Below are 15,365 nucleotides of genomic sequence, written 5' to 3'. Positions count from 1 at the left end.
AAACTAAATTCCAAAGGGTTGTTTTGTTCTTTGGAACAACGACAACTGGTTAAAATTTAATCCTGACACTGTAGCATCAGGATTTTCAATGAACTTCAATATGTAAAATGATATGGAAAAACCACATCGAAAACTCTTAACGCTTTGAGAACTGGAATTTCTTACGGGCCTTTTTCTGACCGTATTTCTTACGCTCGACCATTCTTGGGTCTCTGGTAAGCAGGCCTTCTGGCTTTAAAACCCCCCTATGCTCTTCATCGATTTCACAAAGTACCCTCGACAATGCTAGGCGAACCGCTTCGGCTTGCCCGGTGATGCCCCCGCCATAGACGTTTATATTGACATCGTATTTGTCTTCATTTCCAGTAAGGGCAAAAGGTTGCTTTACCTTATACTGCAATGTGGCCGTGGTAAAATAATCTTCGAAATTTCTTTTGTTTACGGTGATGGTACCTTTTCCTTCAGAAACATACACGCGGGCCACTGCCGTCTTTCTTCTGCCAATCTTATGGATCGTCTCCATTATTTGAACTCGTTTAGGTTAAACGCTTTTGGTTTTTGTGCTTCATGGTTATGTTCAGCACCCACATATACTTTAAGGTTTCTGAATAGCTCGGCACCCAGTTTATTTTTGGGCAACATGCCTTTCACTGATTTTTCAATAAGCCTTTCGGGGTGCTTCTCCAATAGCTCATTTGCCGTAGTTGAACGCTGACCCCCGGGATACCCTGTATATCGTAAGTACACTTTATCGTTCCATTTGTTGCCGGAAAGATTGATTTTTTCGGCATTGATGACAATTACATTGTCTCCACAATCAACGTGGGGCGTGAAGTTGGGCTTGTGTTTTCCGCGTAGCAACTTGGCCACTTTTGAAGCCAATCGGCCCAATGTCTGCCCCTCGGCATCAACCAATAGCCATTGCTTGTCAACTGTCGCTTTATTGGCTGAAATCGTTTTGTAACTCAATGTATCCAAACCTAAAAAATTATGGGTTCAACTATGCAATTCCGTCAAACGGGCTGCAAATGTACAATTATTACATTGAATTACAAACGGTTGTTCCGTAATATTTTTTGTCTTCTTCGCACTAGAATCCCGTAAAGAATTGACGTGATGGTTTTTTTAAAAAAATATGTTAAAAATGGTATAAAAACTGTAACTACATAAAAAAATTGTGGTCTTTAGAGAGCATCAATCAGAAGCTAGTTCACTGTGAAAACGACCACCAGCCTGTTCTTTGTCTTTTTTTTCTATGTCTTAGTGTCGTTTGCCCAAGAATCTAAAGAACCAAAACCAGCCCCTGAATTTATTCCTAAAAAAATTTACACGACCTCACAGGTAAATGGAGAATACGCCCCACCTGTCATCGATGGCAAACTTGACGACCAAGTTTGGGACATAGTTGATTGGGCCGGCGACTACATAGAGAACCAGCCAGATGAAAACACTCCGCCAAGCTATCAAACAAAATTTAAGATTGTCTATGATAGCAAATATCTATATATAGGGGTACGATGCCTTGATGCCGAACCTGATAACATTGTTAGAAGAATGTCACGGCGCGACGGCTTTGATGGTGATTGGGTAGAGTTCAATATAGACAGCTACCATGATAAGCGTACCGCCTTTTCATTTACGGTGACCGCTGCAGGCGTAAAAGGTGATGAACTGGTCTCTGAAAATGGCAATAACTGGGACGATAGTTGGAATCCTATTTGGTACACCCGTACCAATATTGATGATGATGGGTGGACGGCCGAATTGAAGATTCCGTTCAGTCAGATAAAGTTCAGTAAAGAAGAAAATGCCGTTTGGGGGCTACAGTCAACAAGAAGATTTTTTAGGGAGGAGGAACGTTCACTGTGGCAACGCGTACCCTTGGATGCTCCGGGGTGGGTCAGCGAATTTGGCGAACTGCACGGGTTGAAGAACATCGAGCCACAAAGACAATTGGAGATACAGCCCTATACGGTTGCCAGTGGTGAAACCTATGAAGCTGAAGACGGCAATCCCTTTCGAGATGGCAATGAAACCGATTTGAACGTGGGATTGGATGCCAAGATTGGAATTACGAATGACTTGACCCTTGACTTGACCGTAAATCCTGATTTTGGCCAGGTTGAGGCAGACCCTTCGGCCATTGCTTTGGATGGTTTTCAGATTTTCTTTCGTGAACAGCGCCCCTTTTTTGTAGAGAACAATAATATTTTCGACTTCAGGCTCTCGCAATCACAAGCGGGCAATACCTTTGGGTCAGATAACGTATTTTATAGTCGCCGAATAGGTAGAAGTCCGCAGGGTTTTCCCGATACCGAAGACGGCGAGTTTGTCGATATTCCTGAAAATACACAAATAATAGGTGCAGCCAAGTTCAGCGGAAAGACAAAAGATGGCTGGGCCATTGGTGTGCTGGAAAGTGTCACGGCCAGAAAATTTGCCACGATAGATAACAATGGCGAACGCCGCAAAGAAGTGGTCGAGCCCTTGACGAATTATTTTGTGGGCAGGTTGCAGAAAGACTTCAATGATCGAAATTCGTATATCGGAGGCATTTTCACCGCCGTGAACAGGGATGCCCTTGGCCAAAACATCAGTTTTTTGCATCGTCAGGCCTATACGGGCGGTTTTGATTTCAAACACCAATGGAATGACCGCGATTGGTATTTGGGAGGAAATTTCAATTGGAGCCATGTACGGGGCAGTGCAGAGGCCATTCAAAATACCCAAGAATCCATTACGCATTTATTTCAGCGGGTCGACTCAGACCATGTTGAGGTTGACCCCGAAAGAACCTCGATGACCGGCACGGGAGGCAATCTGCAATTGGGAAAAGTGGGCAACGGGCATTTTATGTTCGAGACCGGGGGTACATGGCGTTCGCCCGAACTGGAACTCAACGATATCGGATTTCAGCGTGAATCAGATGACATCAGGCACTACACCTGGGTAGGTTATCGTACCTTGAAGCCTGACAGTACCTTTAGAAGGGTTGGCATTAATTATAACCATTGGAGCGCATGGGATTTTGGGGGCAACCACAATTACCTTCAGTTCAATACCAATAGCTGGCAGAATTGGGACAACAATTGGTTTTCAAATCTAGGGTTCAATTATGCGCCCATACAGTATTCCAACTTTGCCCTGCGCGGTGGGCCTAGACTTCGACGGTCGCCTTGGATGAGCTTCTGGAACAGCGTGGGCACCGATAACCGAAAAAAAGTTCGGTTCAACTTTTTTCAATTTGGCCGAAGGGCGCTCGATAACAGTCTAAAAAGATATAGCATTGAGTTTGGGGTGCGATATCAACCTATCAATGCCTTGAGAATTTCGGTGTTTCCTGAATACAGTATAAACAATGACAAGCTTCAGTACATTGACAATATCGATACAGATAATGGTGTGCGCTATCTGAACGGTGAAATAGAGCAGCGTACCTTGAGCATGTCGTTGCGGTTGAACTACAATATCAATCCGAATCTAACGGTACAGTATTGGGGGCAACCTTTCATCTCGAGGGGCAGATATTCAAACTTCAAGCATGTGACCAATGCCACGGCCAAGGTCTTTGAAGATCGGTTTGTACAATACGGCGCTGATCAAACAACGTTCGCAGATGATGTGTTTTCTATAGATGAAGATGTGGATGGCAATGTTGATTTCACTTTTGACAATCCCGATTTTTCGTTTGTTCAGTTCCGCTCAAACCTGGTCATCAGGTGGGAGTATATTCCAGGATCGGAAATCTTCTTGGTATGGTCGCAAGACGTCTCGCAATCAGGTGACCCTTCAGAAGGATTGTTCACAAGTCTCGGCGACAATATCTTTGGTCAAAAACCACAGAACATCTTCTTGCTGAAGGCTACATACCGCTTTGTTTTTTAGGGAATCGATGCGTAAGAACACTATTATGCCCATTTTCTCGTTTTGAAAAGAACAAACATCTCACATTTGACTACCATGAAACGATTTTTTATTCCCCTGTTCGTGGCCTGTACTTTCATTATAGCTTGTTCTACCGACAATGAAGAGAACAATGATGAAATGGAAACGGCCTCTTTGGTCGGTACTTGGAATTTGACCGACGCACGTTTTGAAGAAAACGGCTCGCTTAATTTTGTTGACGAAGTCGTCGATTTTTTGGCGGCCCAAGATTGTTTTTTGATCAGCTTCACCTTCAATGCCGATGGTACGGTAACCAGCGAAGATAAAATCAACTACCTACAACAGAATGTGGGCACGGGCGGATTGGATATCGATTGCCCGACACAGAGTGACACAGAGACGGCCACTTGGGTACTTGAGGGCGACCAATTGACATTGGACGATGGCAACGGCACTACCGAAACCATTACCATTGCGTTTGAAGGCAACAGTACATTGGTCATTGCCGGTGAAGATATCGATGCCAACAATTACGCAGGTGCAGAAGCGGTTTTCACCAAGCAGTAGAAATAGCGCGGCGTTTTTTTATCCTTAATTATCATCAAGGTATTTGCCCGCTTGTTTTGCCAAGATCAAATTGCTTTTGATGCCCAATTTTTTGTGTATGTTCTTTCTATGGGTATCAATGGTAAACCGGCTAAGATTTAATTCTTTGGCCATTTGTTGACTGGTTTTTCCCCTGGCGAGCAGGGCCAGAATTTGTCGTTCACGGCGTGTCAGCTTTAGGTCTTTGACCTGTTTTTCCTGAGCGGTCCATTTTTCATGGATTCCTTTGAACTTCGGGCTGAAATAATGACCGCCCTTCGAGACGGCATGAATGGCCTCGACCAGTTCTTCCTTCTCAGCATTCTTTATGATATAGCCCTTTGCCCCGGCATCGAGCATTTCGACCACATCGTCTTCTTGATCGAACATGCTCAAGGCGATGATCGATGTCTTGGGATATTTCTTCTGAAATAGCTTGGTAATGGCGATACCGTCCATAATGGGCATGCGAATGTCGGTAAGGATGATTTGTGGGGTATGCTGCTCCATGAGCTCCAATAATTCGAGGCCGTTGGTGGCTGTACCGACCACATGGATGCCCAACTCATTTTTTAAAATGGATTCCAATCCATTCAAAAACAATTTGTGATCATCGACCAAGATGATTTTCACACTCATATCGGTACGTTTAAAATTATGGTGGTGCCGGCACCGGGGTTTGAATCAATGGCAAGCGAGCCCCCAATTTTTTGAATTCGGTTTCCAATGTTTTTCAGACCGACCCCAGAATCGACGTTCTCGGTGTCGAAACCGATGCCGTCATCTTCATAAAGTACGTTTAGCGTACTATTTTCTTCAGAAAACTGGATGTTTACATTTTTTGCCTTGGCGTGTTTTATGGTATTGGCCAGCAGTTCTTGAATGATTCTGAAAAGCTGTAGCTCAATAAAGTTCTGAATTTTCTGCTTTAAATCGATATTGGTGACCTCAACGTGCAGTTTCTCGGTCGATTTCAACCGGTTGGCCACCATATTGACCGCCGGAATCAGCCCCTTTTCTATCATGGCCGACGTATTTTTTTGGTGCGAAATATTGCGCACATCGTCGTACGATTCATCCAACACGGTCTTTATTTTACCATATAATGCCTGATCACTTTTCTTAATATCTTCGACAAATAGTTTCAATGCCGATAATTTTCCTCCCAAACTGTCATGCAGGTCTTCAGCGATACGCTGCCGTTCTTTTTCCTGGCCTTCTATCATGGCATCGATTCCTGTCAATTCTTGTTCTTTGAGAAGCCTTTCGACCTTTTGACTTTCCAATTCTTGCAATTGCTCGGCGATAATCCGTTTTTTTCTCGAATTCTTTATGAAGGCATATGTGAGAATGATGGCGACCAATAGAAGCGCAAACGCCCCGTACATGAGGTTTCTGTTCTGCCTTCGCCTCATGTCGGTCTGCAGATTGGCGTTTTGAAGGTTCAAGATTTCCTTTTCCTTTTTTTCGGTTTCGTATTTGGTCGAAATTTCAGCGATGGCCTTTTGGTTCTCGACTTTTAAGATGCTATCGTTCAGGGCGTTCTTTTGTTGCTCATAGAACAGGGCCATTTTGAAGTCGCCCAGTTGTCTATGGGCATCTGACAGATTGTTGTAGGTGGTGGTCGCATTTGAGCCTTGGCCGAACTGTAGGGCGGTCTTGAGATAGGGAATGGCTTTCAGCGCATTTCCCTTTTTCAGTTGTAAATAGCCCAGATTGTTGTAAAGGGTGCCGATGCCATCGTTGTTCTTGGTCTGCTTGCGTATATCAAGCGCCTTGGTGAGGTATTTCTCAGATTCGTCATGATCGGTCTCAAGGTACATATTACCGAGATTGTTGTAAATTCTTGCCAGAGAGAACTGGTCATTGCGCTGGTTTGCCAAGGCTTCTGCCTGGAGAAAATAGGATTTTGCCCTTGTGGTGTCACCCAGTTTCAAGAATTCCCCGGCAAGATTGGGCAGGGTAACGGCCTTGAAGGGCAGCATGTTTTTTTGGGTAAAGATGGCCAATGCCTTTTCGCCATAGACAATGGCTTTTTGCGAATCTCCCAATTCGCCGAAAGCCGTTGACACGTTGCTGTAGCATTTGGCCATATTGATGCTGTCACCGCTGTTTTCAAAATAGGCTGCACTAGTAATCAAGGTGGTCACCGAATTTCTGTATTCTCCCTTTCTTAACTGTACGGCACCCAAACTGATTCTGACCGAGGCGGCCTGGTCTTGAAGGTCCAAATCATTGAGCAGGTCGATGGATTTCGTAAAGTGAAACGAGGCAGAGTCTAACTCATTCTGATAAAAACTGGCCCGGCCCAGTTGATTGTGGGCCTCACTTTTTAGGGAATCATTGTCAAAAAGCAAGGCTTCCTTTGCAAACTTCTTGCTCTTGGCAATATCGATACGCTCGAGCGCCTTCGACAATCGTACCTGAAGTTTGGCCCTATCTTCTTTCGAATCGGTTTCTTGCAGTACTGCCATTAGACTGTCGACCGTACGTGTCTGGCCGAAGACCTGAATCGACATCAACGGGCACAAAAAGGTGATAATGATATGCAATCGCTTGATGGGCATTACTTTAAATGTATCAATTTTTTGCTTTATAGCACTGTCTAAGCTTTTTAAGGGTCTCAAAAGGGATTTTGACCGCATATGAACCGAGAAACAGTCCACCGGCCGTCAACTTGGGGTTAAAACGGGCCTGTACCGTGACTTTTACCTTTTCTCCGACCTTTTCAACCGTCCATGTCGATTCAAAATCATCGATTCGAACCTGTTTTTTGTTTTTTTTGAATATACTGGGCGAAGAGCTAAAATGCACCATGGCCCGGTTTTCGCCACTCCACTCGGTACGTACCGAAAGACTTAGGTCACGATCTTTATAGGGCCAAGGCGAACGACAGACTTGGTATAGATAAGCGTCGCCACCTTTCTTTATTCCTCTTGAGACGGTGCAATTGTATATCCAAAGTGGGTGTTGCGAGTAATCTGCAAAAAAGTCGAGCATGTTCTGTATGCTGCTTTCATTCAACTCGACATGGGCCCGATATTCAATGAACCCCTTTTTCGGATGCTTCTTGGTATACACTTCAATGGCGTCGGCCTTTTTGGCCAGTTCAAATTCAAGGCCTTCAAAAGAGCCTCCTTTGGTAACTGAGCTCTGTAGGGCGGATGCGGATTCAATCGATAGAACCATATATAGCAAAAGAAAGATTGACCTGTACATGGGCTGTGTCTTATTTGTTGATTCGATTAAATACGGGCTTCCATTCGTTCGATACTGTAGCTCTAAAGTGAGCGGGTCGTGTTTCGTGGTGCAGGTCTTTGTTGAAAACATACTGACAAAGCTTGTTCACGATATCCTCCTTTTCCGGGATCAAATAATTTTTCAAATAGCCATCGAAAAAATCATCTGGCAGCAGCCACGACTGGGTGGCATCAAGAAAAGGACCCATCCGATGGGCAAGGTGTTTGGGTAAGACCTCCACGTCTAGACCGGCCTCGATTTCATAGTGGGTTCCACCCTTCAAAGGCCGTAGATAAAGCGCACTTCGGTAGGTGCTCACTCCCTTTAGGCCAACGGCCAATGATTCATATCGATTATGGGTTTTTATCGAAAGAACGGCCAATATGACCGGAGCATCGATATGGGGACCGATCCATCGACAAAGTAGCTGCCCTGTCCGAGATATCGATTTAGCCCTTTTTTGTAGTTCTTGGTTGAGCAAGTGGGGAAATACCTTTGCCCGTAAAAAAAGCAGTCCAAGACTTTTACGGCCTTTCTTGTTTCGGGCATGGTTCAATAATTCGAACAGGTCTTTTTTCAGATGGGGAGCGGCCGATGCGAATACCGATGGTTGCCATGATGGTATTTCCACTTCATTTTCAATGATTTTCTCAAACTTTAGCACCTTAAGATGAATGCTTTTGTGAAACAGGGGAAGCCCTGTGAACCGATTTTCCATACAGTGGATGAGGGCATCAAAACTCTTTGTCGCCTCGGTTTCGAGTTTTAGATGCCTTAATTCTTCAAAATTGACGGTGCGTTTCACGTTTTTTGGCTGTGGTTGAAAATATGGTGGTTGCTCAAAGATTTTCTCACCTTATTGGGTACAGCTCGAGCAGGCCGAACACGACGAAGCCACCTCCGATTCAAGTTTTTGCGAATAGGTTTGTATTTCTGCATAGAATATGCGGGTATCGCTTGCCCTGTACATTCTTGATTTCAGGTCTCTCAGGTACGTATCGCTTAGGCAACTTGAGGCCTTGATATGGTTTAGGGCATAGTCGATGGTCTTATCCATCCAGTCCCAAGGGTACCCTTCATATGCCCCCAGTTCCAAACTGTTGACCAGTTTGCCCAGCCCCAAAAGGGTATGACAATTTATACCACCTGCCGAGGGACTTGAGCCTTCTCCGAACACATAGTAGACACGATGTCCGACTATGGTAAAGGCAATCGCCGTGTACTTTGCTGATTTTTTGGGTTGGTATTTGAAGGTATAGGTATTCGAAAGTTGTGCCGGCTGCCAATCAAAAACCCCTGAACTGCTCCCTGATTTGCCGACCAGACCAATATTGCCATTATAGGTGTACTCTTGATAGCCGGGTATTTTTAGTACATTGTTCGAAGCCATGACATCTGCGATGCCCCATTTATAGCCACAGGGGGTACGGCAACTTACACATTGCAAGGTGACATCGAAAGTTTCACCCGGTTGAAGAAGGGCGAGGTCTTTTGAAAATGTCCAACGAATCTCATAAGATCCCACACAGCCCGTGCGGTATGTTCGATTGAAAATGGCGGTTCCGCCATTTTTGTTGGCGCTCAGTTCAACATAAGGGTCATTTTTTCGCTCGTGCACCACTTCGATGTATCCAATGGATTGTCCCATCAAAAAAAGTGGGCATAGCAGAAGAAATATGGTTTTTTTCATGGCTGCTGGCTTTTATTGTTATGGTCAAACCTACCAGCCTTTCATTTTCAAACAAATACCTAACATTAGGTATTTTTTTTTGGGATGTATTCCAATAGCTTGCGGTTAACCACTAATAATCAAGTAATTATGAAAGTCCTGAAACCACTTTTTTGCCTTATCCTGGTATTGCCCCTATGGGGCTGTGAAGAGCTGGAAGAGCTGTTGGAAGAAGAATTTGATGTTAATGTGTCGTTCAATCGTCAAATACACATTGATATACAACCCACGGGTGATCCAACAGAAGCGGTCAGCTTTTCTGAAAGTGCGGTGATAAACCTGACCAATGCACCTGAACTTGACGAGTTTCGTGAAACCAATAATAGAACGGAGGTAACCGCCATTAACATTAATAGAATACGGTACTTCTATAAAGATGTGGCCGGCAATGAAAATGCAGTGGTGGCTGCAGAATTTCAAATTCCCCTGATAGTGGCGGCGCCGGATGTTTTTGGCACACCGCAAGTAAACTTGTTCGAAGCGGCAACAACCCCCAATCCTAATATTATCGATGGTGACTTCACCAATATCAATAGTCTATTGAATAATCTGACGGGGTTTAGCACCCTTGAACTCGAATATGTGGGAAGTGTATCTGACAACCCTATCGAGTTTACTGTTGATGTTACCATAGATGCTACCCTGACCCTAGAAATTCAAGTATAAATAATCGAGATTATGAAAAAAACAAAACCATTCTTTTTCTGCTTTTTTCTTTTGTTGCCCCTATTGGGCTGTGAAGAATTGGAAGAGTTGATAGAGGAAGAATTTGATGTGACCCTGACATTTGAGGGTGATTTGAACATAACCAGTAGATCGTCCGTAAGCGACATTTCCGATCCGATATCCATAAGAACGGAAACCGCAAGTTACAACATCGCTGCCGACCCCGAAGTCGCTGAGGTGATAGGTGACAACAGTGAGGTCAAGAAAATCAAGATAAACAGAATAAGATACTCCTATATCGATTTTGAAGGAAACGAAGAAGCTGTTGTTGTTGAAGGTGGATTCTCATTTAGACTCATAAACAATATTGAAAGGACCATCCCGATCACCGATACCGGTGTCAACGTTGCCGAAGCCGATTTCAGAAATGATGTTTTTACCATTGAAGAGGGTTTTGGTTCGATCGAAGAGGGATTCAATGAAAACTTTCAAACAGTTTTGATAAGCTATTTTGGCACCCTTTCCCATAATCCGGTCGATTTTAAGGTGGGCATCACGGTCGATGTGACCGTGACCATAAAACCTGATGTTGACAATTTCTAAGTAGGCAGATCATGAAAACCATGAGTATGAACAGAAGATTTCTACTGGCAGTTTTGCTGGTGTTTCTGTCCTTTTCCTGTGAAGAGGAAGAAGATTTGGAAAATCTTGTCGAAGCACAGTTTTTTGCCTCATTTTTGAATAATGGGGCCAATAATTGCAATGAGGCCGGGCTCACCTTTAACTTTTTGATCACTTACCCTGATGGAGACCAAGAATCATTTGATCTTGCACCGACCGAAGAAGCGGATCGTTCATTGGGCTTGGTCAGTGATGGTGAATCAATTAATGTAAAGATATTTTTCCCGTCTTCTGAAGAAGCCATTGCAGAGGCAAATATTCCGTTCATTTTCAATGGAGTTTCAGATGAAGAGTTGGAACCCTCGGGCAATGAACTTATGGTGTTTTATTGCCATAGCTTGACCAACGGTATTCGGTGGGATATTTTCTATTAAAACAAAACCTTGAAGATCATGAATAAACTGACAATGCTTACAGTACTCCTCTTTTTTGCCGTAACGGTTACAGCTCAATCCGATAATTTGCGACTTGCCTCAATAGATAAAGGCCTAGCTTATTATAGCTACTATGAGACCAAAAAACGGGAACCGATATCCGTTCAGGCCGATAGTAGGGGAGGTAGGGTAGAAACATATTTAAAATTGAATGATGGCTGTACAGAATCTTATGCATTTTCATGGTCGTTTGATTCAGATATTTCCACATTAAAGGTGGGGCAAACCGTAAACGCCACAATATCAGCCAATCGAACTTCAGGGAACTGTTATAACAATAGTGCCAAGGTCACCATTGGAGGTACTAGCACCGGCTCCGCATTGTTGAGGGATAAGAAATCAGGCTTTTCCGGAATTGAAATTGGGGGCACGAATTATGCATATGCCCTGGGAGGTTCCCATTTACCGAGATCAAGTCGTTTTTCCATCAAAATCGGTTTGTCAAGTATTTCTGATGAAGCTTTTTTCACTGTACGTATTGCCACTACCACTGATGCAAGCAATGATGACGTTTATGATTATGAAATACGGTATATGTATAAAAAAGGAGCCGGGCCAAACAGCACGGCGGCTAGCTGTTCTGGATTATACGGTTTAGGGGTAAATATAGGAATGTTGGAATACGGGTCTTTAAAAAATGATTCCCCTTCATTTCTGATTGGCTTTATAGACCAGTCTATTTCCATCATAAACCAAGTGGGTTGTTTGAATACCGATTATCTCAAAGATTTGAGGTCAAGAATGGCAAGAGCGACCAGCTCATCGATCTTCAATCAAGAAATCAGCAACTACAGACAAAGAATTGCCAGGGAGATTCCAGAAGAATGCGAATGAAGCTACATTTTTTTTAGGGCAGATACCAAGGCCTCATTCGCCTCTTGATCACCAACGGTGATCCGTACTTTTCCAAGGGCCCCGAATTGCGAAACAGGCCGCACCATAACCCCCTCATCCATCAGGGCATCGGTGAATTTCATCTCGGGTATCGGGGGGTCGATAATGAAGAAATTTGCTTGGCTTGGCCAGTATTTGATGCCCAATCGGTCGAATTCACCAGCGAAAAATTTTCTGCCCCGTAAAACAGTTTTCACGGTCTCTTCAACAAACCCATGGTCATTCAGGGCACCTATGGCCGCTTCGATAGAGGTTAGGGGCAACAGAAAAGGTTTGTGTATCTGACGGATGTAATTTGCAATTTTCAGGGTGGTATAGCAGTACCCTATACGTTGCCCTGCCAAGCCATAGGTCTTTGAGAAACTGTTGAGTGCGACAATATTATGGCCCTGTAGTACATAGGGCAATGCGGTTACATAATCATCTGCATCTGCAAAGTGCCGGTACACCTCATCATACACCACAAGAACATTTTTGGGAATCCTTGCCAAGAAATCCTCTAGAACGGTTTTTTGAATGTAGGTGCCCGTCGGGTTGTTCGGACTCGTCAGAAAGATGATTTTCGTGCGTTTGGTAATGGCGCTCAAGATACCCTCCACATCCAAAGAATAATCAGGGTCTTTTAATCGAATATCGATCTGTTTGGCTCCGTACCATCGAGAAAACACCGAATAGGGCAAAAAACAGGGGTTCGAAAAAATCACCTCGTCACCCTCGTTGATAAAGGCCCGTAAAACCATATCGATGATTTCAGAACCGCTATTGCCGCAAATAAATTGATCGACGGTCAGTTGCCCACCAAAATGATCGACCAAGGCTTTCCGCAGGCGTATATCGGTCTGATCGGGATAAAGGGCCAAATTTTGGGCAGCTTTTAATAATGCTTCCGTTGCCTTGGGCGATTGCCCCAAGGGATTTTCGTTCGAAGACAGTTTATAAATCTTCTGGGTGGGATTTTCAGGCAGGTTTTTCCCGCCCTTATAAATCTCCTTGGGTTCTAGATAGGGTTTAAAAATGGATTCGATTCCCTTTTCCATCAATCGATTTTTTCGGCATATAGCAATACGGCCAGCGCCAATTCGGTTTCGCCGGCTTCCAATTGTTCTTTGGCGACCTGATGAAGTTCTCGTTTCGTGGACGCCCCTTTGGCAGCAGATAGGGTAGCGGCATTTTCTATTTCCGTTTCGGTCGGAAGCTTCTCCACATTGCCCAATCTGCCCAGATTATTGCCCGTCAATATTTCGCTTTCGCGAATTCCTTCTGGTAATTGATCTACCCCAATGCCCTTGGTTCGAATGGGTTTCGGAATTTCGAATAAGGAATCACCGCTCGAACGGGTGTACCAGCTACCGCCCATACGGCCCACCAAATCGAGTTTTGTGGTATCTAGACCTCCCTGTTCATCAAGGTATTTCTCGTTGATATGTATGAGCACCACTTCGGCAAAAATGAGGTTACCAGCTCCAGGCAGTTCGGCCAATTCAATGATCTTGGTGACCTTGCATTCGAATGAGACAGGTGCCTCGCCTACCCGTGGGGGCCCGACCTTCTCACTGGGCACTTGGGCAAAGCCCGCCTTGATAAACTCATTGGTGCCCTTTTCATAAGCGGTACTGGCCAGCGACATTTGTTCGACCATCGGGTGGTTCACGATGTTGATGACCACTTCGGGCACCTCTTTCACATTCTGGTATGAATGCTTTGTGCTGTTGTCACGGCCGCTTCGGGCCGGTGAAAAGATCATCAGGGGCGGATTCGAGCTAAAGACGTTGAAAAAACTGAACGGGCTCAAATTCACATTTCCCTTTTTGTCAATAGTGCTCGCAAAGCATATAGGGCGCGGTGCCACGGCACTCAGTAAAATGCTGTGCAAATCAGGTTGCGACAGGTCTTTCGGCGTAACGGTTTTAATGCTTTCCATTCTATTTTGCGGGTAACACCTTAGTTCTCACCTCACCAAAACCTACCCGCTTGCCATCTTTTTCGGCATGGCCACGCATGACGACCGTATCACCGTCATTGATGAACTTTCGTTCTGAACCATCTTTCAATGTCAGGGGTTTAGTGCCCATCCAGGCCAGTTCAAGCATAGAGCCATATGAATCTTCACCCTTACCTGAAATGGTACCTGAGGCCATCATGTCGCCTACGTGAACATTACAACCGTTCACCGTATGGTGCGCCAATTGTTGGGCCATGTTCCAGTACATATATTTGAAGTTGGAACGGCATATCGTTTCGGCTTCGCCGTTTTCGGGGGCCAAGGCCACTTCTAGATCAATGTCATAATTCTTCTTTCCCTCATATTGCAAATAGGGGAGTACTTCGGGTTTTTGTTCAGGCCCTTCGACTTTAAATGGTTCCAGAGCATCTAACGTAACTATCCATGGCGAGATGGAAGAGGCAAAGTTTTTGGCCAAAAAAGGTCCTAGAGGCACGTACTCCCATTTCTGTATATCACGGGCCGACCAATCATTGAACAATACCAATCCGAAGATATAGTCTTCTGCTTCAGCCGTAGAGACTGATTCGCCCAAGGTCGTTTTCTTTCCAACAACAAAACCCATTTCGAGCTCAAAATCCAATCGCTGTGATGGACCGAAAACGGGTGTGTTCGAATCTTTTGGCAAGGTCTGGCCCTTGGGGCGATAAATGGGTTGGTCGCTGATAATTATCGAACTTGCCCTGCCATGGTACCCCACGGGAATATGCTTCCAGTTGGGCAACAGGGCGTTCTCAGGGTCGCGGAACATTTTGCCCACATTGGTGGCATGCTCGATGCTCGAATAGAAATCGGTATAGTCGCCCACGCAAACGGGCATGTGCATCCGGGCCTCTGACCGTTTCACAAAAAGTTCTGGTTTTCCTGCCAATGGCGAGGCATCATCTTGTAGCCAATGTTGAATGTCTTTTCGAACTTTTGAGGTGATTTCCTTTCCCAAAAAAATGAAATCGTTGAGGTCTTTGCGTTCGAATACCGCTGTATTGAAATCAAATACATCCAATTCTGCCGTGGCCGCCAAATCTAAAATATGGTCGCCTACGGCAACACCGGCACGCGGACTTCTATCTTTTGTGGAAAAAATTCCGAATGGAATGTTATGGATCGAAAAATCTGAGTTTTCAGGTATGTTTATGATCATGCTATAGCGATGTGTTTTGTCATTTTGAAATGGGTTCAGATAACTCCCAATGGCTATCGGTACGCAACAATCGGGAAATCTAGATTTCTTGCCGCTTCACCCCATCGA

General features: G+C 44.6%; 16 protein-coding genes. 6 read left to right on the top strand and 10 right to left on the bottom strand.

The window, feature by feature from the left end; translation table 11 throughout:
* Positions 1-136: 136 nt before the first annotated feature.
* Positions 137-523 (bottom strand): 30S ribosomal protein S9, encoded by a 387-nt coding sequence (gene rpsI / locus L0P89_RS04270; protein WP_235267162.1) that lies wholly within the window; start codon positions 521-523, stop codon positions 137-139.
* A complete protein-coding gene (gene rplM, locus L0P89_RS04265) occupies positions 523-978 on the bottom strand; it encodes a 50S ribosomal protein L13 (protein ID WP_235267161.1) in 456 nt (151 codons plus the stop codon). The genes rpsI and rplM overlap by 1 nt, the downstream gene beginning before the upstream one ends.
* Positions 979-1,215: 237 nt before the next feature.
* Here rplM and L0P89_RS04260 point away from each other — a divergent pair, with 237 nt between their 5' ends.
* Together L0P89_RS04260 and L0P89_RS04255 are read left to right on the top strand one after the other, a co-directional pair.
* A complete protein-coding gene (locus tag L0P89_RS04260; protein WP_235267160.1) occupies positions 1,216-3,885 on the top strand; it encodes a DUF5916 domain-containing protein in 2,670 nt (889 codons plus the stop codon).
* A 75-nt stretch (positions 3,886-3,960) separates the two neighbouring features.
* A complete protein-coding gene (locus tag L0P89_RS04255; RefSeq protein ID WP_235267159.1) occupies positions 3,961-4,452 on the top strand; it encodes a lipocalin family protein in 492 nt (163 codons plus the stop codon).
* Positions 4,453-4,476: 24 nt separating this feature from the next.
* Here L0P89_RS04255 and L0P89_RS04250 read toward each other — a convergent pair whose 3' ends face one another.
* From L0P89_RS04250 to L0P89_RS04230, 5 genes are read right to left on the bottom strand one after another with little or no spacing between them, the layout of a single operon-like run.
* The gene (locus L0P89_RS04250) at positions 4,477-5,109 is read right to left on the bottom strand and encodes a response regulator transcription factor (protein ID WP_235267158.1); all 633 of its coding nucleotides are present in this window, start codon (positions 5,107-5,109) and stop codon (positions 4,477-4,479) included.
* A complete protein-coding gene (locus L0P89_RS04245) occupies positions 5,106-7,037 on the bottom strand; it encodes a tetratricopeptide repeat protein (protein ID WP_235267157.1) in 1,932 nt (643 codons plus the stop codon). Before L0P89_RS04245 ends, L0P89_RS04250 begins: the two co-directional genes overlap by 4 nt.
* A 13-nt stretch (positions 7,038-7,050) precedes the next feature.
* The gene (locus L0P89_RS04240) at positions 7,051-7,689 is read right to left on the bottom strand and encodes a hypothetical protein (RefSeq protein ID WP_235267156.1); all 639 of its coding nucleotides are present in this window, start codon (positions 7,687-7,689) and stop codon (positions 7,051-7,053) included.
* A 10-nt stretch (positions 7,690-7,699) separates the two neighbouring features.
* On the bottom strand, positions 7,700-8,515 hold the full coding sequence (locus L0P89_RS04235; RefSeq protein WP_235267155.1) for a hypothetical protein: 816 nt from the start codon (positions 8,513-8,515) through the stop codon (positions 7,700-7,702).
* 51 nt (positions 8,516-8,566) lie between these two features.
* Positions 8,567-9,400: a hypothetical protein gene (locus L0P89_RS04230; RefSeq protein ID WP_235267154.1), complete on the bottom strand. Its 834-nt coding sequence runs from the start codon at positions 9,398-9,400 to the stop codon at positions 8,567-8,569.
* A gap of 129 nt (positions 9,401-9,529) precedes the next feature.
* Between L0P89_RS04230 and L0P89_RS04225 the strand changes: the two genes are divergently transcribed.
* From L0P89_RS04225 to L0P89_RS04210, 4 genes are read left to right on the top strand one after another with little or no spacing between them, the layout of a single operon-like run.
* Positions 9,530-10,105 carry a hypothetical protein gene (locus L0P89_RS04225; protein ID WP_235267153.1) on the top strand — a complete coding sequence of 192 codons (576 nt, stop codon included), beginning with the start codon at positions 9,530-9,532 and terminating at the stop codon, positions 10,103-10,105.
* Positions 10,106-10,117: 12 nt separating this feature from the next.
* Positions 10,118-10,708, top strand: a complete 591-nt coding sequence (locus tag L0P89_RS04220; protein WP_235267152.1) for a hypothetical protein — start codon at positions 10,118-10,120, stop codon at positions 10,706-10,708.
* Between the two features lie 26 nt (positions 10,709-10,734).
* On the top strand, positions 10,735-11,160 hold the full coding sequence (locus L0P89_RS04215) for a hypothetical protein (RefSeq protein ID WP_235267151.1): 426 nt from the start codon (positions 10,735-10,737) through the stop codon (positions 11,158-11,160).
* Positions 11,161-11,178: 18 nt separating this feature from the next.
* The gene (locus L0P89_RS04210) at positions 11,179-12,054 is read left to right on the top strand and encodes a hypothetical protein (RefSeq protein WP_235267150.1); all 876 of its coding nucleotides are present in this window, start codon (positions 11,179-11,181) and stop codon (positions 12,052-12,054) included.
* Between the two features lie 2 nt (positions 12,055-12,056).
* Here the strand turns inward: L0P89_RS04210 and L0P89_RS04205 are convergent, their stop codons facing one another.
* The 3 genes from L0P89_RS04205 to fahA are packed head-to-tail and all read right to left on the bottom strand — an operon-like array spanning position 12,057 to position 15,257.
* Positions 12,057-13,151 carry a histidinol-phosphate transaminase gene (locus L0P89_RS04205; protein ID WP_235267149.1) on the bottom strand — a complete coding sequence of 365 codons (1,095 nt, stop codon included), beginning with the start codon at positions 13,149-13,151 and terminating at the stop codon, positions 12,057-12,059.
* Complete coding sequence (locus L0P89_RS04200) at positions 13,151-14,035, bottom strand: flavin reductase family protein (RefSeq protein WP_235267148.1); 885 nt, start codon at positions 14,033-14,035, stop codon at positions 13,151-13,153. The genes L0P89_RS04205 and L0P89_RS04200 overlap by 1 nt, the downstream gene beginning before the upstream one ends.
* Position 14,036: 1 nt before the next feature.
* Positions 14,037-15,257 (bottom strand): fumarylacetoacetase, encoded by a 1,221-nt coding sequence (fahA, locus tag L0P89_RS04195; protein WP_235267147.1) that lies wholly within the window; start codon positions 15,255-15,257, stop codon positions 14,037-14,039.
* Positions 15,258-15,365 lie beyond the last annotated feature (108 nt).

The sequence above is a fragment of the Muricauda sp. SCSIO 65647 genome, from assembly GCF_021534965.1.
GTDB lineage: Bacteria > Bacteroidota > Bacteroidia > Flavobacteriales > Flavobacteriaceae > Flagellimonas_A.
Note: the sequence above shows the minus strand (reverse complement) of the source record. Positions and strands in the feature narration are given on the sequence as shown.